14 protein-coding genes are annotated in these 16,740 nt (G+C 69.6%); 7 read left to right on the top strand and 7 right to left on the bottom strand.

All coding sequences use genetic code 11. The features are described from left to right. The first annotated feature begins 1 nt into the window (after position 1). Positions 2-1,771, top strand: a complete 1,770-nt coding sequence (locus GV007_RS05660; protein WP_160071334.1) for an ABC transporter permease — start codon at positions 2-4, stop codon at positions 1,769-1,771. After that, positions 1,749-2,939 (top strand): ABC transporter ATP-binding protein, encoded by a 1,191-nt coding sequence (locus GV007_RS05665; RefSeq protein WP_236558347.1) that lies wholly within the window; start codon positions 1,749-1,751, stop codon positions 2,937-2,939. Before GV007_RS05660 ends, GV007_RS05665 begins: the two co-directional genes overlap by 23 nt. Before the next feature lie 171 nt (positions 2,940-3,110). Here the strand turns inward: GV007_RS05665 and GV007_RS05670 are convergent, their stop codons facing one another. Together GV007_RS05670 and GV007_RS05675 are read right to left on the bottom strand one after the other, a co-directional pair. Continuing rightward, complete coding sequence (locus GV007_RS05670; RefSeq protein WP_160071335.1) at positions 3,111-4,280, bottom strand: MFS transporter; 1,170 nt, start codon at positions 4,278-4,280, stop codon at positions 3,111-3,113. Positions 4,281-4,303: 23 nt separating this feature from the next. Then, positions 4,304-5,014, bottom strand: coding sequence for a GntR family transcriptional regulator (locus GV007_RS05675; protein ID WP_160071336.1), 711 nt, complete (start codon positions 5,012-5,014; stop codon positions 4,304-4,306). A 78-nt stretch (positions 5,015-5,092) separates the two neighbouring features. Here GV007_RS05675 and acnA point away from each other — a divergent pair, with 78 nt between their 5' ends. Genes acnA through GV007_RS05700 form a run of 5 tightly spaced genes read left to right on the top strand, consistent with a single transcriptional unit; the run spans position 5,093 to position 11,451 of the window. Continuing rightward, positions 5,093-7,771: an aconitate hydratase AcnA gene (acnA, locus tag GV007_RS05680; protein ID WP_160071337.1), complete on the top strand. Its 2,679-nt coding sequence runs from the start codon at positions 5,093-5,095 to the stop codon at positions 7,769-7,771. Between the two features lie 20 nt (positions 7,772-7,791). Beyond that, a complete protein-coding gene (rraA, locus tag GV007_RS05685) occupies positions 7,792-8,265 on the top strand; it encodes a ribonuclease E activity regulator RraA (protein ID WP_236558348.1) in 474 nt (157 codons plus the stop codon). A 42-nt stretch (positions 8,266-8,307) separates the two neighbouring features. After that, positions 8,308-9,312 carry a Bug family tripartite tricarboxylate transporter substrate binding protein gene (locus GV007_RS05690; protein WP_160071339.1) on the top strand — a complete coding sequence of 335 codons (1,005 nt, stop codon included), beginning with the start codon at positions 8,308-8,310 and terminating at the stop codon, positions 9,310-9,312. Continuing rightward, complete coding sequence (locus GV007_RS05695; RefSeq protein ID WP_160071340.1) at positions 9,309-9,887, top strand: tripartite tricarboxylate transporter TctB family protein; 579 nt, start codon at positions 9,309-9,311, stop codon at positions 9,885-9,887. The genes GV007_RS05690 and GV007_RS05695 overlap by 4 nt, the downstream gene beginning before the upstream one ends. Before the next feature lies 1 nt (position 9,888). Then, positions 9,889-11,451 (top strand): tripartite tricarboxylate transporter permease, encoded by a 1,563-nt coding sequence (locus GV007_RS05700; protein WP_160071341.1) that lies wholly within the window; start codon positions 9,889-9,891, stop codon positions 11,449-11,451. 27 nt (positions 11,452-11,478) lie between these two features. On the opposite strand, the gene GV007_RS05705 is transcribed toward GV007_RS05700, so the two are convergent. The 5 genes from GV007_RS05705 to GV007_RS05725 form a co-directional block, all read right to left on the bottom strand. Continuing rightward, positions 11,479-13,359 carry a heavy metal translocating P-type ATPase gene (locus GV007_RS05705; protein WP_160071342.1) on the bottom strand — a complete coding sequence of 627 codons (1,881 nt, stop codon included), beginning with the start codon at positions 13,357-13,359 and terminating at the stop codon, positions 11,479-11,481. Positions 13,360-13,550: 191 nt separating this feature from the next. Further along, positions 13,551-13,913, bottom strand: coding sequence for a Cd(II)/Pb(II)-sensing metalloregulatory transcriptional regulator CmtR (gene cmtR / locus GV007_RS05710; RefSeq protein WP_160071343.1), 363 nt, complete (start codon positions 13,911-13,913; stop codon positions 13,551-13,553). A gap of 66 nt (positions 13,914-13,979) precedes the next feature. Further along, complete coding sequence (locus tag GV007_RS05715) at positions 13,980-14,654, bottom strand: GntR family transcriptional regulator (RefSeq protein ID WP_160071344.1); 675 nt, start codon at positions 14,652-14,654, stop codon at positions 13,980-13,982. Beyond that, a complete protein-coding gene (locus GV007_RS05720) occupies positions 14,651-15,601 on the bottom strand; it encodes an ornithine cyclodeaminase family protein (RefSeq protein ID WP_160071345.1) in 951 nt (316 codons plus the stop codon). The genes GV007_RS05715 and GV007_RS05720 overlap by 4 nt, the downstream gene beginning before the upstream one ends. Then, positions 15,598-16,611 carry a proline racemase family protein gene (locus GV007_RS05725; protein WP_160071346.1) on the bottom strand — a complete coding sequence of 338 codons (1,014 nt, stop codon included), beginning with the start codon at positions 16,609-16,611 and terminating at the stop codon, positions 15,598-15,600. The genes GV007_RS05720 and GV007_RS05725 overlap by 4 nt, the downstream gene beginning before the upstream one ends. Positions 16,612-16,740 lie beyond the last annotated feature (129 nt).

The raw sequence follows: 16,740 nt of genomic DNA on the forward strand, positions 1-16,740 counted from the left end.
AATGACCTCAACACTCGAAGCAGTCGCTGGCGGCGCCACGCCGCCAGCGGCCCCCGCCCCCGCACGAGGACGCGGCTCGCGCCCGGCGCCGCGGTCACGAGCCCGCGCCGACCGCAGCGTGGTGATCCTCGGCACGGCCGTCGCCGTCATCCTCCTGCTCCTCATCGGCTACCCGGTGATGAGCCTCCTCTCCGCAGCGTTCGCCCCGGATGGGCTCGCGGTGCTCGCGAGCATCGTGACCGACCCCGTCAACCATCGGATCGTGCTCAACACGCTGGTCCTCGGGCTCATCGTCGGAGTCGTCGGGACCATCATCGGGTTCCTGTTCGCGTTCGCCCAGGTCCGCATCGCGTTCCGCGGCAAACGAGCGCTGCACCTGCTCGCGATGGTCCCGATCGTGGCGCCCCCGTTCGCGGTCGCCACCGCCGTCATCACGCTCTTCGGCCGCAACGGCGCCATCAGCAACGGCATCTTCGGCATCAAGGGCGACATCTACGGGCTCTCCGGCCTGGTGCTCGTCCTCGCGCTGTCCTTCTTCCCCGTCGCCTACATGAACTTCAAGGGCATGCTCGAGTCGCTCGACCCGAGCCTCGACGAGGCCGCAGCTGGCCTCGGGGCGAGCAAGCTCAAGGTGTTCTTCTCGGTCACCATCCCCATGCTCGTCCCCGGCTTCGCCGGATCCTTCCTCCTGCTGTTCGTCGAGTCCATCGCCGACCTCGCGAACCCGCTGGTCCTCGGCGGCGACTACACGGTCCTCGCGAGCCGCGCCTACCTCGCCGTTACCGGCGACTACAACACGAGCGCGGGCGCGGCCTACTCGCTCACGATCCTCGTGCCTGCCCTCCTCGTGTTCCTCGTGCAGCGCTACTGGGTCTCGAAGCGCAGCGTCGTGACCGTGACGGGCAAGCCGACGGGACGATCCGAGCAGATCACCGCACCGAGCATCCGGGTGCCCATCCTCCTGCTCGTCGGCTCGATCAGCGCGCTCATCGTCACGATCTACGTGACCGTCCTGACCGGTGGCTTCATGAAGGTGCCAGGGGTCAACAACGAGTTCACGCTCGACCACTTCACATTCGTCCTCACCGGCATCGGCTCGAAGGCCATGATCGACACGGCCACCCTGGCCCTCATCGCGGCCCCGATCGCCGGCGTGCTGGGGATGCTCATCGCCTGGCTCGTCGTCCGGAAGCTGCGTCGCACCTCCGGGCTGCTCGACTTCGTCGGCATGCTGGGGCTGGCCGTACCCGGCACCGTCCTCGGCATCGGCTACGCGCTCAGCTACATCACGCCGACCACGATCTTCGGCGTGCAGATCCTGCCGGCCCTCGCCGGCGGAAGCGCGGCGTTCTCCGGCGGCATCGCGATCGTGATGGTCTACATCACCCGCTCGCTGCCATCCGGCCAGCGCTCGGGCATCGCGGCGCTCAACCAGATCCATCCCGCCATCGAGGAAGCTTCCACGTCGCTCGGCGCCGGGTCGGGGACGACGTTCCGCAAGGTGACGCTGCCGCTCATCCAGTCGGCCCTCCTCACCGGCCTGACCTTCGCGTTCGCCAGGTCCATGACGACGCTGTCGCCCATCGTGTTCCTCACCACCCCAGGCATCAAGATCATGACCTCACAGATCCTCGCCGAGGTCGACTCGGGGCGCTTCGGGAACGCATTCGCGTACTGCACGGTGCTCATCCTCATCGTGCTGACGCTCATCCTCATCATCAACTTCCTCGTCCGAAAGGTGATCTTCCGTGGTCGCACACACCGTCGTTGACTCCGTCGATGGCCTCGCCGAGGCTGTCGGCATCGACCCTGAGGCCGCACTCGGCCGCATCACCCTCCGCAAGCTGACGAAGCGATACGGAGCCAAGGCCGACGACCCGCTGGCCGTCGACTCCGTCGATCTCGAGATCGAACCTGGCGAGTTCATCACCCTCCTCGGCCCCTCCGGCTGCGGCAAGACCTCGACCCTGCGGATGATCGCCGGGTTCGAGGAGCCGACCTCGGGGGAGCTCGAACTCGACGGGGCCGACATGATTCGGGTCGCCCCGAACCAGCGGCCGATGTCCATGGTGTTCCAGTCGTACGCGCTCTTCCCGCACCTGTCCGTGCGCGAGAACGTCTCGTACGGGCTGAAGCTCAAGAAGATGCCGGCGGCGCGAATGCGCGAGGAGGTCGACACGGTCCTGACGATCATGAACCTCATGAACTTCGCCGACCGGGCGCCCCACCAGCTGTCCGGCGGTCAGCAGCAGCGCGTCGCCCTGGCCCGTGCGCTGGTCATGCGGCCGAAGGTGCTCCTCTTCGACGAGCCCCTCTCGAACCTCGACGCGAAGCTGCGTGTCCTGATGCGCAACGAGATCCGCCGACTGCAGCGTCGACTCGGCATCACGAGCATCTTCGTCACCCACGACCAGGACGAGGCGATGACGCTCTCCGACCGCATCGTCGTCATGAACCGCGGCCGGATCGAACAGGTCGATGTCCCGGACACCGTGTACCGGCGCCCGGAGTCGGTGTTCGTCGCCGACTTCATCGGCCGCGCGACGTTCCTCGACGCCACCCTCCTCGCCGAGCCGGCGAATGGGCGGGCCCGGGTCGTGGCGCTCGGCCGGGAGTTCGAGACGGACTGCCAGGACGGCGTCACGATCGACACGGAGGTGCTTCTCATGATCAGGCCGGAGTCCGTGCGACTCTCCGGTCGAGTGGAGGCCGCGGAGGTCCACGGGGACGTCGGGCGGGTCCTCACGACGATCTTCCACGGCGACAGCGTCGAGTACGAGATCGAGACCGACACGGGCACGATCGTGGCGCAGGTCTCGGACCCATCCGTTGAGGACATCCTGCGCCCCATGGACTGCGTTCGCGTGGGCATCGCCCCGGAACGCGGATGGCTGCTGCCCAAGACGGGCGACGAAGGCGACGACACGGCGGCCCACTAGGCGCCTGCGCGGTGCGGTCTCGGGCCACTGCCTTCTCTCGAAGGCGGTGACCCGAATCGTGCGGCGGGGAAGAACTCCGACGCCGTCGGCCTAGGTCGAGGGCCCTCGTGATCGGGCTGCCCGCGACATCCGGATTTCCCGAAGCGCGAGCCCGCCAGCGTCGAGAGGCGCCTATTCTCGCTTCCGTTGCGAGTAGGCGACGGCGGCTGCGGCAGCGAGGGAGCCGCCGATAGCGACGAGCACACCGCCGCCTCCTGTGATCGGGGTGAGGAGCCCGGCCCCGGCGGGGATGACGGACTGTGCGAGCCTGTTGCCGACCAGCCGGAGGGAGAGTGCGAGGCCGCGCTGATCGACCGGCGCGACGTCCGTGAGCCAGGCCATCGTGATGGGCTGGGTGACGCCGATGGCGAAGCCGTACAGCACGGCCGAGATCACGAGCCAAATGGGACCGATAGGGAGCCCGGTGAGCGCGAGCGTAACGGCGGCTACCCCCAGCGAGATGAGGAGGAGCAACCGTCGCGACAGCCGTCGACTGAGTGCGGGGAGGGCCGCTCGCGATGCAAGCGTCGCGAGCGCGCGGCTCGTCAGCATGAGACTCACGAGGGCGGCTGAGACGCCGGGCTGCGTGCTCAGTGCAGGCCAGAAGGCAAGCGTCACATCGACGGATGCGATGGCTATGCCACCCGCGACGACGGCGCGGAAGGCACCCGGCGCCTGCAGGATGCGTCGGCTCGAGGCGAGCGATCCCGGCCGCTTGGACGTCGTCTCTCCGCGTGAGCTGCTCCCCAGGAAGACGCTGGCGATGCTGAGCAGGACGGCCGCCACCATCGCCGACCCGAAGACGAGGGGGAGGTTCGGGCCAGGACCAGAGGGGCTCGGGACGGCGAGGAGCAGCGGGCCGAGGGCCTGGCCGATGGACGCGGAGAGCGTGTAGAGGCCGAACGCCGACTCTCTTGAGCCGCTCTTCGAGCGATTCGCGACTGCGGTCTGCTCGCTGATGATGCTCAGCAGGTGGCCGACGCCGAGCACGAGCGCCGCGATCATGAGCCCGCTGACACTCTGCACGGAGACAAGGGCGATGCCGATCGCGGCGATCAGGAGGACACTGCCCAGCAGTGCGATGGTTCGCTCGCCGCGTCCGTCGGTGAGCCTGCCTGCGGGGAGGGCGAGGAGGAGCGCCGGGAGCGCGAACGAGGTCGCGAGCAGGCCGATGACCGCTTCCTGCCCGCCCGCTTCGAGGACCGCGAACGAGAGCCCGGGCCGGACGGCGTACGTCAGGACCTGGACGAGCACGGCGTGGATGATGATCCACGGCCACTTCGAACCGTTCGCGCCGGCCATTCAGCCGAGCCCCGCCAGGTGGGTCACTCCGCGGTTCCGCTGCGTGGCGCTGTGCTCGTCTCGAGGGCACCGATCGCGCGGCGCGCGAGGCTGTGCGTGATGTGGGCGTGGGAGAGCTCGCGAGCTCGCACAGCGTCGCCCGCCACGATCGCGTCACGGAGTGCGCTGTGCTGGCGGTGCACCCTGGCGCGGTCCTCAGGCGTGGGAGTCCAAGCTCGAAGGGCCCGTTGGCGGTAGAGGTCGGTCTTGTCCCAGAGTCCATCGAGGATGCCGAGGAGCGTGGGGTTCGCTGCTGCCCGGTAGATCGAGCGGTGGAAGCGACGATGGGCGTCGAGCGCTTCTGCGGAGGCAACGCCGGTGAGCGGCTCGAGTTCGCCGAGCGCTGCGTCGATGCGGGTGAGGTCGGAGTCGTCGCGACGTTCGGCCGCCAGGGCGCAGGCGAGGGGGTCGGCGGCGGCGCGGACCTCGTAGAGGTTCTGGGCCTCCGCCTGGGAGAGCGGAATGACTCGAGCGTCCCGGTGCGCGCCGAGGTCGACGAGCCCCTCGGTCGAGAGGCGCTTGAGTGCTTCCCGCAGTGGAGTGGTGCTCAAGCCGAGCTCTGCGGCGAGCTTCGTCTGGCCGATGACGTCACCTGGTGCGTAGACGCCGGTCAGGATACGGCGGCGGAGTTCCTCGTAGGCGAGCTCGCTCTTGCTTCTGAAGAGCGGCCGCGCGGGGGAGGCAGGGGCTGGCATGTTCTGATCGTAGCAAGCGTCCCGGTATCATGTAGCATCGAGCCTATAACCTACAAGGTAGTAGGAGACGGAGGAAGCATGCTGACGGACACCGAAGCGACGACGAGGGTTCTCGCCACCGCCTACGGCGACCTCGAGATCTGGCCCATCGGAGCCGTCCCCGGGGCGGAACGGCTGCCGTTCGCGCACCGCATCATCCTCGAGAACCTGCTGAGACATCACGACGGTGAGGTCGTCACCCGGAAAGACATTGACGCGCTCGTCTCCGGGGGTGCTGGCACACACGACATCGCGTTCCATCCCGCTCGCGTCTTCCTACACGACACGAACGGCGTGCCCGTGCTCACCGATCTCGCGGCCATGCGCGATGCCTTCGCTGCACGCGGCATCGATCCAGCGCTCCTTGATACTGAAGTTCCTGCTCAGCTCACCGTCGACCACTCGGTGGTCACGGACTTCTTCGCACGGCCGGACGCCCCCGCCCTCAACGTCCGCCGCGAGTACGAGCGCAACGCCGAGCGGTACCGCTTCATCAAGTGGGGGCGTGAAGCGTTCTCCGGGCTTGAGGTCGTGCCGCCCGGTGCCGGGATCATGCACCAGGTCAACGTCGAGTATCTCGCCGACGTCGTGACGGTGCGCGACGGCTGCGCGTTCCCCGACACCGTCGCTGGCACCGACTCGCACACCACGATGGTCAACGGCCTCTCCGTCCTGGCATGGGGCGTCGGCGGCATCGAGGCGGAGGCCGCCATGCTCGGCGAACCTGTCACGATGCTCATTCCGCCCGTCGTGGGCGTCGAGCTCATCGGACGCCTGCGACCAGGCGTGACGGCGACGGACCTGGTGCTGACACTCACCGAGCGGATGCGGGCCCTCGGTGTCGTCGGCAACATCGTCGAGTTCCACGGGCCAGGAGTCGCCGAGATCTCGCTCGCGACACGATGCACGATCGCCAACATGAGCCCCGAGTTCGGCTCGACATCGGCGATCTTCCCGATCGACGAGGCGACGATCGAGTTCTTGCTCATGACAGGGCGAAGCGAGCAGCAGGCGAGCCTCGTGGAGACCTACGCGCGAGCCCAGGGTCTCTGGAGCGACCCAGGCAACCCGGCCGAGTACGACCGACGGGTCGTCGTCGACCTCGACGGCATCACGCCGAGCCTGGCCGGCCCGCGGCGGCCACAGGACCGCATCGAACTGGCGGATGCGCCCGCCGCGACCGCGCGAGCCCTCGCGGAGGCGCACCAGGTCGCGCCGCTCGTCTCCGGCGAGGGGGAGCGTGCCGTTCCCGATGGCGCCGTCGCGATCGCGTCCATCACCTCCTGTACCAACACGTCGAACCCCGCGGTCATGATGGCGGCCGGGCTGCTCGCGCGAAACGCCAGGGCGCGCGGCCTGCGGTCCAAGTCGTGGGTGAAGACGAGCCTCGCCCCCGGGTCTCGAGTCGTCACCGACTATCTCGCGAAGGCCGGGCTCATGTCGCCGCTCGAGGAGCTCGGCTTCGGGCTCGTCGGGTTCGGGTGCATGACCTGCATCGGCAACTCGGGCGACCTCCTCCCCGAGGTGCTCGCCGGCATCGAGTGTGACGGCATCGTCGTCGCCTCCGTGCTGTCGGGCAACCGCAACTTCGACGGCCGCATCAACAACGACGTCGGCATGAACTTCCTGACCTCCCCACCGCTCGTCGTCGCCTACGCGCTCGCCGGCACGATGCACGTCGACCTGACCCGCGACCCACTCGGGCACGATACGGCGGGGGCCCCGGTCCACCTCGTCGACATCTGGCCGAGCGACCAGGAGATCCAGCAGGCCGTCTCGAGTTCCATCGACCCCGAGATGTACACCGACGCCTACTCGACCATCTTCGACGGCGACGAGAACTGGCAGGGGCTGGATGCGCCGCGCGGCGACGGCTTCGACTGGGAGTCGGCCTCGACCTACCTGCAGCGGCCCCCCTTCCTCGAGCTCGACGCTGCCGCGGGCAGCGCCGACATCGAGGGTGCGAGAGTGCTCATGTTCCTCGAGGACTCGGTGACGACCGACCACATCTGCCCCGCCGGGCGCATCCCTGCCGCCAGCGCGGCGGGCAGACATCTGACCGAGCTCGGAGTCAGCGCCCGCGACCTGAGCAGCTACGCCTCGCGGCGCGGCAACTGGCGGGTCATGAAGCTCGGCGGCTTCACGAACACCCGCCTCGTCAACCGCCTGGTACCGGCAGGCAACGGCGGGAGCACGCGCGACTTCCTCGCAGGGGGGCCTTCCGCGACGGCGCCCATCCGCGAGATCCACGCCGTCGCGGACGCCGCGGCCGACGCGGGGGTACCGCTCATCGTGCTCGCAGGGCGTGAGTACGGAACAGGGTCGTCCCGGGACTGGGCCGCGAAGGTCACCCGCCTGCTGGGAGTCCGGGCCGTGATCGCGCAGTCCTTCGAGCGCATCCACCGCTCCAACCTGGTCGGCATGGGCGTGCTCCCGTTGCAGTTCGAGGAAGGGGCGAACGCCGACACGCTCGGGCTCGACGGCACCGAGAGCTTCAGCATTCGTGGCCTCGCGGCCGACGCCGACGTGCCCGACCGCCTCGAGGTGGTCGCGGTGCATCCCGAGACCGGCAGCACCACCTCGTTCGTCGTGCGCGCACGCGTCGACACCTCGCTCGAGCAGCGCTACCTCCGTTCGGGCGGCGTGCTGCCGTACGCGCTCGACCGCGCCGCTGCGCGACACCAGCAGAAGCCGGCAACCTCCGAGAAGGGCGAATGAAGATGGCAGGCAGCACCCACGTGAGCACAACCGATCTCGTCGACCAGTACGAGGACAGCATCCAGTCGTGCGACGTGCAGCTCCGCGACCTCGGCGGGTTCCTCCGATTCTCCGGGCGCATCGCGACCTTCCGCTCTCCCGTCGACAACCTCCAGCTCAAGGCCATCGTCGAGGAGCCTGGCGACGGCCGCGTCCTGGTCGTCGACGCCGGCGGCTCGCTGCACGCGGCCATGGCCGGCGGGAACATGGTCGCGAGGGCCGCGGCCAACGGCTGGGCGGGGCTCGTCGTCAACGGCGTCGTCCGAGACACCGAGGAGCTCGCCGCGCTGCCCATCGGCGTCAAGGCGATCGGCACCAACCCGCGGCGGTCGACGAAGGACGGCCTCGGTGAGCGCGATGTCGCTGTCGAGTTCGGCTCGGTCGTCTTCCGTCCGGGCGAGTTCCTCGCCGCCGACGAGGACGGCGTCGTCGTCCTCGCCACCCCAACGGGCTGAACCGCCCACGCCACCTCCCCCCACAGGAAACAACGGAGTTTCATGTCAAAGACACCCAGATCAACGCTCCGACGCGTCGTGAACGTCGTCGTCGGAGTCTGCGCAGTGGCGATCGTCGCCTCGGCAACGGCGCTGTCCATCAGTCGATCATCGGCGGCCGAGGACGTGAGCGCGAACCTCACGCTCATCGCTCCCGCTGGCCCCGGCGGCGGCTGGGACGGGTTCGCCCGCGAGCAGCAGCAGGCGCTGCGCGCGACGGGCCTCGTCGGCAACGTGCAGGTCGTCAACATCCCGGGCGCCGCCGGAACCATCGGACTCGGCACCTTCACGACCATGACGGGCCGCAGCGACACCCTCCTCGTGACCGGGTCGGGCATGACCGGCGGAATCGCGCTCAACGACTCACCGGTCGGCTTCGACGACGTGCGACCCGTTGCGAAGTTCGCGGAGGACTACGACGTCATCATCGTGCCAGCCGACTCCCCGCACACGACCCTCCAGGAGCTCGTGGATGCGTGGGCAGCCGACCCGAAGTCCATCCCGTGGTCGGGCGGCTCCGCAGGCACCATCGACCACCTGCTCATCGCCGAGCTCGCGCAGGCCGCGGGCATCCCGCCAGCCGAGCTGACCTACATCCCGAAGTCGGGCGGCGGCGAGGCGATCCAGGCGCTGCTGAACGGCACGGTGGATGCGGTCGCGACCGGGTACAACGACGTCTCCGACCAGATCGAAGCTGGCAGAGTCCGCGCCCTCGCGGTGAGCGGGGCTGAGGAGCTGGAAGGCGTCGACATCCCGACGATCATGTCGCAGGGCTACGACGTCGAAGTCGCCAACTGGCGCGGACTCCTCGCAGCCCCCGGGGTGAGCGACGAGGCCTTCCAGCAGCAGCTCGAGATCTTCAGCGAGCTGCGGGAGAGCGACGAGTGGCAGGAAGTGCTGACTCGTCTGAGCTGGGAGGACTCCTGGCTGACGGGACCGGAGCTCGACGCGTTCCTCGTCGAGGACATGGCCCGCACCGAGGCACTACTTGAGGAGCTGGGACTGTGACCGCACACACCGAGACGCATCTCGACGACTTCGACACCGGGGAAGCCCAGCAGAGCTGGTGGACCGGACGATCCGGGCTCGTCTTCCCCGCCATCCTGGTGGCCTTCGCGAGCTACCTGCTCTACGGCCAGGTCACGATGGACGTCGCCCCGGACACTGATCCGCCCGGCCCCGGGTTCTTCCCCGGCGCGATCATCGCGCTCCTCTATCTGTTCGCGGTGCTGTTGGCCATCGGCATCATCCGCAAGCCGCAGCTGCCGGAGGACGTGCACAGCGACCTCCGCACCGCGGAGATCAGCGTGCTCGGCCAGGGCGGTCCGCGCTGGTACAGCGACTGGTCTCGCGTCGCGTGGGCGGTCGGCGGGTTCGTCGCCTTCATCCTGCTGCTCCAGCCGCTCGGCTGGATCCTCGCGGCCGGCCTGCTGTTCTGGACCATGGCGCGTGCGTTCGCGTCACCCAGCCCCGTGCGGGACATCCTCGTCTCGCTCACCTTCTCATCAGTGCTGTACCTGCTGTTCGCCGGGCTCCTCTCGGTGAACCTGCCAGCCGGAGCGATCTTCGGCGGAGGGATCTGACATGGACATCATCAACAGCCTTCTCGGCGGCTTCGAAGGGGCACTGACCCCGATCAACCTCATGTGGGTGTTCATCGGCTGCCTTCTCGGCACCGCTGTCGGCGTGCTTCCCGGTCTCGGCTCATCGATGGCAGTCGCGCTGCTGCTGCCGATGACGTTCGCACTCGACCCGACCGGGGCGTTCATCCTGTTCGCCGGCGTCTACTTCGGCGGCCTCTTCGGCGACTCGACGATGGCCATCCTCATGAACACGCCGGGCTCGTCGTCGGCGATCGCCTCGACCTTCGAGGGGCATGCGATGGCGAAGGCCGGACGCGCGCCGCAGGCACTCGCGACGGCAGCCATCGGCGCCTTCATCGGCGGCTTCGTGTCCTCCATCGCGGTCGTCTTCCTCGCGCCAGCGCTCGCGGAGCTCTCGTCGAACTTCGGGCCCGCCGAGTACGTGGCGCTTGCGCTCTTCGCCTTTATCGCGACCTCGTCGATCGTCGCCGACTCGGTGGTGGCCGGACTCGCGAGCCTCACGCTTGGCCTCGGCATCTCGGTCATCGGCATCGACTCGGTGACGGGCACGGAGCGCTTCACAGCTGGCGTGCCCGAGCTGTTCGACGGCATCTCGCTGGTCACGGTGACCGTCGCCGTGCTCGCGCTCGGCGAGGTCTTCCGTGTGGCGTCCCGGGCCCGCCGCGAGCCAGCGAGCGTCTCGATGATGTCGAGCCGCACGCCTCGCCTGTCTCGCGTCGAGTTCTTCAACGCACTCCCCGCGTGGATCCGAGGCACGGGCATCGGCCTGCCCTTCGGTGTCATCCCCGTCGGCGGCTCTGAGGTGCCGACGTTCATGGCGTACAGCCTGGAGAAGAAGATCGACGGGCGCCGCAAGGATCCGGAGTTCGGCAAGGGTGCCATCCGCGGTCTCGCCGCGCCGGAAGCGGCGGGCAACGCGACGACGGGCACCGCCATGGCATCGCTGCTCGCCCTCGGGCTCCCGGTGTCCTCGACTGCCGCGATCATGCTCGCCGCCTTCCAGCAATACGGCATCCAGCCTGGGCCGCTGCTCTTCGAGCGTGCGCCCGACCTCGTCTGGGGCCTGCTCGCGAGCTTCTTCATCGCCATGGTCGTGCTGCTGCTGCTCAACCTGCCGCTCGCCCCGCTCTGGGCGAAGCTCGCAGACATCCCGAAGCAGTACCTCTATCCGGGCATCGCGGTGTTCTGCGCGATGGGCATCTTCGCGACGTCCGCCTCGATCTTCGACCTGTGGATGCTGCTGCTGCTCGCCCTGCTCGGCTTCGCCATGCGCCGCTTCGGCATCCCGCTCGCACCGCTCATGATCGGCATGGTGCTCGGGCCCCTCATGGAGACGAACGTCCGGGACGCGCTGCTCAGCTCAGGCGGCGACTACTCGGTCTTCTTCTCGAGCCCCATCGCCGTGGCGCTCTACATCGTGCTGGCCGGGGTCGTCGCCTTCACGATCGTCGGACGGGTGCGCTCGTACCGACCGAAGAACGTCGAGTTCCAGACCACGCGCGAGACGAACTTCGAGGTGTCGGGCAAGAAGCGCCGCGACTAGGCGTCGTCGGCCCGGGGGCGCCGCGGATCAGCGACGGCGGGCCGCTCGGACGCCGTTCAGGATGACGAGCAGCTCCGCGGCTTCGTGGACGAGCACGACCCCAGCGAGGCCAAGCACGCCGAACAGCGCGAGCGGGAACAGGACCACGATGATGGCGAGTGCAAGCGCGATGTTGACCGTCATGATGCGGCGTCCGCGTCTGGCGTGTGCGAACGCGCTCGGAAGCAGCCTGAGGTCGCTTCCCGTGAAGGCGATGTCCGCGGACTCGATCGCCGCGGCGGCACCATGGGTTCCCATGGCGATCCCGACGGTTGCCGTGGCAAGCGCCGGGGCGTCGTTGATGCCGTCGCCGACCATCGCGGTCGGCGTCTGGGACGCCAGCCGTTCGATGACGCGGGCCTTGTCCGCCGGAAGCTGCTGGGCGTGCACCTCGGCGATACCCGCCTGCGATGCGAGCGCCTGCGCGGTCTGCGTGTTGTCCCCGGTCAGCATGAGGGAGCGGATGCCGAGCCGGGAGAGCTGATCGATGGCGTCCGCAGCATCCGGGCGCAGCTCGTCGCGGACGCCGATCAAGCCCGCGATGCTGCCATCGACCTCCACCACGACGACCGTCATGCCATTGCCCGCCAGCGTCTCGGCCGCGGCCTCCAAGCCGAGCGGCGGGAGCCACCTCGTGTTGCCGACTCGCACGGCCGCGCCATCCACCTGGCCGGCTATGCCGAGCCCCGCGAGCTCCTCGACGTCGGCGGCGATCAAGGGGGTCTCACCCGCCGCAGTGATCGCGCTGGCGAGCGGATGCCCGCTGACGGCCTCGAGGGCGGCCGCGAGGTCGACGACCCCTTGCCCGGTCCAGGCGGCCCCCGGAACGACCTCGACGACGCGCGGGTCGTTCATGGTCAGCGTGCCCGTCTTGTCGAACGCGATCGTTCGGATCGTTCCGAACTGCTCGAACGCAGCACCGGACGTGATGACCACACCGAGCTTCGAGGCGGAGCCGATCGCGCTGATCACGGTCACCGGGACGGCGATCGCGAGGGCGCAGGGAGAGGCCGCGACGAGCACGACCAGCGCGCGCTCGGTCCAGAGCGCCGGATCTCCGACGAGGAAGCCGAATGCCACGATGAGCAGCGCCAGCACGAGCACCGTCGGCACAAGCGGGCGGGCGATGCGGTCAGCCAACCGCGCGCGGTTCCCCTTCTTGGCGTGAGCTTGCCGGACCAGCTCGACGATCTGGGTCAGCGAGTTGTCGCGGCCATCGGCCGTAGCCTCGATGCGCAGAGCGCCGGAGATGGCGATGGTCCCGGCCGCGATCGCGTCTCCAGGCTCGAGCTGCACGGGGATGGACTCGCCCGTGACCGCCGACGTGTCGACGTTCGAGCGGCCCTCCAGCACGATGCCATCCGTGGCGGCGCGGTCTCCGGCGGCGAGCTGCAGTACATCTCCGCGACGCACCTCGCTGGCCGGAACGGTCGCGGTGCCGCCGGCGCGAACCACGATCGCCGTCTCCGGGAGCAGCGCGAGGAGCGCGCGCAGCCCATCCTTGGCCCGCGACATCGCGCGGCCCTCGAGCGTCTCCGCGAGGGAGAAGAGGAACGCGAGCGCTGCGGCCTCGCCCACGTGCCCGAGGAGCACGGCCCCGATCGCGGCGATCGTCATCAGCAGCCCGACCCCAAGGCGGCCCCGCGCGAGGCGACGGAGCGTGTCGGGGACGAAGGCCGAGGCCCCGGCCAGCAGGGCGACGCCATGGAAGACGACCGCGGCGGCGGGCGCCCCGCCCCATTCGAACCCGTAGCCGACGATCAGGGCGACGCCCGATACCGCGGACGGCAGGAGCGCCCGATCCCGCCACCAGGGCGCAGCGACGGGCGGTCCGCTTGCGGGCTCGGTCGCTGAGGCCGGTGAAGCCAATGAGGTCGCCGAAGCCGCTGAAGCCAGCCGAGGTCCGCAGCAGGCATCTCCGTCGTCGTCTCCGCATCCCGCCGCGACGACCGGCGACGGAGGAAGGTTGCCGGAGGCGGGTGACGGCCCCGAGCGGAGCAGCAGCGGCCGACGCGGGGCGCCTCCTCGCGGGGGTTCGGCCGGGCCGCAGCATTCTTCGCTCACGCTGGACCAGCCACTTCCGAGGCGCACGCCTCGCAGCTGTCGCAGTCGGACGCACACGGGACGCCCTCATCGACGGCCAGGACGGTCTCGATCAGCATGCCGAGCGCGCGGGTGATGTGCGAGTCGGCGATCTCGTACCGCGTCTGCCGGCCCTCGGGGCTCGCGACGACGATGCCGCACCCCCGCAGGCAGGCGAGGTGGTTCGAGACGTTCGTGCGAGTGAGCCCCAGCGACTCGGAAAGGCGCGCGGGGTACCCGGGGCCGGAGAGGAGCGCGAGCAGGATCCTCGATCGCGTGGGATCCGCCATCGCCCGACCGAGCCTGTTCATCACGTCGAGCCTCGAAGCAAGAGTCAGCATGGAGTGACTATACAGCGAAGAGTGACCTGTCTGGTGGGTCAGGCTGCCTCCACCACCACGGGCGAGTCAGCGTCCGGCCCACTCTCCACGCACGTGGCCGATGTGCTGCGCCACCAGCTCCTGCATCCGCGCTCGATCGCGGTCGAGAGCTGCCTCGATCATCTGGCCGTGCTCGAGCGTGGACGCGGTGAGCTGGCCGGCTTCGGCGAGCGGCAGCAGATTGTGGAGTCGGCTGCGCTCGCGGGCACGCCGCACGATCTGGACGAGCTCCGGGTTGCCGTGGAGAGACAGGAACGAGGTGTGGAACTCGGTGTCGGCCGTCAGGTAGGCGACCATGTCGTTCGCCGCCTCAGCCCGCTGCATCGCCTTGACGAGCGGGCGGAGCGAGCGGATGCGCGCCACGTCGTCGTCGCTGTGCTGCTCGGCGATGTCGCCCATGACGGGCACCTCGAGCAGCCGGCGCACCTCGGCGAGGTTGTCGAGCTCGGCGCGCGTGACCTCCGTCACGCGGAACCCCGTGTTCGGCAGCACCTCGACCATCCCATCACGCGACAGCTCGAGCATCGCCTCCCGGACCGGGGTCGCCGAGGAGGCGAAGCGGGCGGCGAGCGCAGGCGCCGAGTAGACCTGGCCGGGGGCGAGCTCGCCGCCGATGAGCGCGGCTCGCAGTTCCGCGGCCACGCGCTGCCGCACGGAGTCGCGCCGGCCCGGGCTGGGCTGCGCGCCGGCGGGAGTGCTCATCGGCGACGCTCGTCGGCGTCGGCGATCGCCCGGGCCAGCACGAGGTCCTCCCACGACATTCCGGCGCTCTTGAACACCACGGGTCGCCGGCCGAGCGGCCGGCGGGTGCCCTGCACGAGATCGGCCATCGGGATCAGGTCCCGCGCGTCGAGGGCGCCCTCGCCGATGGCCATGATGACGTCGCCGCACTCGCGCAGCGCCGCCGCGACGTCCTCGACGATCACGTCTGCCCGGCCGAGCAGCGCACCCGGCAGCTCGCGTGCATCCGGCGAATGCGAGCCGACCGCCACGACCACGGCGTCGTCGCGCACGAGTTCGTCGGGGAAGAGCGGGGTCGAGGCCGTCGTCGTGCACAGGATGAGCCCGGCCGCGCGGGTTGCACCCTCGGCCTCCTGGCTACCCGCCGCGAGCACGGCGTCGAAGTCCTCGCTCGTGGAGACACGCTCGGGGGAGCGGACCACCGAAGTGACGCGGCCGACCTGCCGGGTGCCCTCGAGCACGGCCCTGACCGTGCGCACGTGCGCTCTCGCCTGGGGGCCGGCACCATAGGCGACAACCTCCAGTGGGCCGCGGTCTCGCTCGAGCGCATCTTTGACCGCCGCCACGGAGACAGCCGAGGTGCGAATGTCGGTGAGGGTCGGCCCGTCGATGAGGGCGCGAGGCGTGAGCGTCTCCGCGTCGAACAGCACGTAGAGGCCCTGGATGCGGGCGAGTCCCCGCGCCGGGTTGTCCGGTGCGATCGTCAGCAGCTTGATGCCGGCGCTGTCCGCGGTCTCGGCCGGCATGAGCAGGAACTCGCCGTGCTCGAGCGACTCGAAGATGCGCGCGTGGTCGGTCTCGGGACGGAACCCGTCGGCGAGGGCGCGGCGGAGTGCATCCACCGCCGCCGTCGGGGAGAGGAGCGCCGAGACGTCATCGGCGCCGAGGTGGGGGATGCGCGCGCTCATCGCAGCACGAACCCAGGCGTCATCTCGTCACGAGGGTCGACCTCGAAGACGTGCTCGCCGGTCTTGTGCGCCATGCCCGAGACCTGCGTCGTCGTAGCGCGGCGCCCGGCCTCGACGCCCTCAGCGACGACGCGGGCGAGGAAGCGGGAGCCGACGATGGAGTCGTGCACGAGCTCGGACCCGACGGGCAGCGCGCCCTGCTCGGTCAGTGTCGCGACCCGGGCGCACGTGCCGGAACCGCAGGGGGAGCGGTCGAGCTCACCGTCGGCGAACACCGTGGCGTTGCGCTGGCGGACGACGCCGTCGGCGCTGTGGTCGGAGAACAGGATCGTCCCGTAGACGCCGCTCAGCCGTGCATCGCTCGGATGCTGGGCGTGCGGCGATTCGTTCAGGAGCCACTTCACCTCCCGCCCGAACGCGATGACCTCGCTCACCTCCTCCGGGTCGATCGACAGCCCGACGGTGCTCGCGTCAACCTGCGCGTAGATGGCCCCGGCGAAGGTGAGGTCGGCGAGCACCGCGCCCCTCGACGTCGAGACGGGGACCTGCTGCGCGAGCACGTAGCCCGGAACGTTGATGAAGTCGGCCCCCGTGACGGTGCCATCTGGGTCGGTGTGGACCCTCGCGGTCACGCGCCCGGATGGGACATCGATGATGACGTCCGTCGTGCCGCTGCGCTCGGCGGCGACGAGGCCGCTCTCGACGGCCCACACGCCGAGCGCGATCGTGCCGTGCCCGCACGCCGTCGAGAACCCGTCCTTGTGCCAGAAGAGCACCCCGAGGTGGGCGCCGTCGTCGTTCGGCTCCACGATGAAGCCGCCGTACATGTCGGCGTGCCCGCGCGGCTCGAAGCAGAGCAGCTGACGGACTCGGTCGACGGTGGGGGAGGCCATGGCGGAGACGCGCTTGCTCGCCACGTCTGCGCCCGCGATCGGGATCCCGAGCTCCGGCACGATGCGGAACGGCTCGCCGGCCGTGTGGTAGTCGATCGTCGCGTAGCGCTCGCGCATGAAGCCTCCAGAAAGATTGCAATTGCAATCACACTAGGGCACAGCGCGCGCGACCGACAGGGTGGGCGTGAGACACGCGACTCGCGCATCACTCGAACCCTGCCTAGAACATAGGTACGATGGCGGGGT

Source organism: Pseudoclavibacter sp. 8L, from assembly GCF_902506465.1.
In the GTDB taxonomy this organism is placed as follows: Bacteria; Actinomycetota; Actinomycetes; order Actinomycetales; family Microbacteriaceae; genus Pseudoclavibacter.

Bases quoted from the DNA above. Each gene is read 5' to 3' on its own strand.
- GV007_RS05660 (WP_160071334.1), top strand. From the start codon at position 2: ATGACCTCAACACTCGAAGCAGTCGCTGGCGGCGCCACGCCGCCAGCG.
- GV007_RS05670 (WP_160071335.1), bottom strand. From the start codon at position 4,280: ATGGCCGGCGCGAACGGTTCGAAGTGGCCGTGGATCATCATCCACGCC.
- GV007_RS05675 (WP_160071336.1), bottom strand. From the start codon at position 5,014: ATGCCAGCCCCTGCCTCCCCCGCGCGGCCGCTCTTCAGAAGCAAGAGC.
- acnA (WP_160071337.1), top strand. From the start codon at position 5,093: ATGCTGACGGACACCGAAGCGACGACGAGGGTTCTCGCCACCGCCTAC.
- GV007_RS05690 (WP_160071339.1), top strand. From the start codon at position 8,308: ATGTCAAAGACACCCAGATCAACGCTCCGACGCGTCGTGAACGTCGTC.
- GV007_RS05700 (WP_160071341.1), top strand. From the start codon at position 9,889: ATGGACATCATCAACAGCCTTCTCGGCGGCTTCGAAGGGGCACTGACC.
- cmtR (WP_160071343.1), bottom strand. From the start codon at position 13,913: ATGCTGACTCTTGCTTCGAGGCTCGACGTGATGAACAGGCTCGGTCGG.
- GV007_RS05715 (WP_160071344.1), bottom strand. From the start codon at position 14,654: ATGAGCACTCCCGCCGGCGCGCAGCCCAGCCCGGGCCGGCGCGACTCC.
- GV007_RS05720 (WP_160071345.1), bottom strand. From the start codon at position 15,601: ATGAGCGCGCGCATCCCCCACCTCGGCGCCGATGACGTCTCGGCGCTC.
- GV007_RS05725 (WP_160071346.1), bottom strand. From the start codon at position 16,611: ATGCGCGAGCGCTACGCGACGATCGACTACCACACGGCCGGCGAGCCG.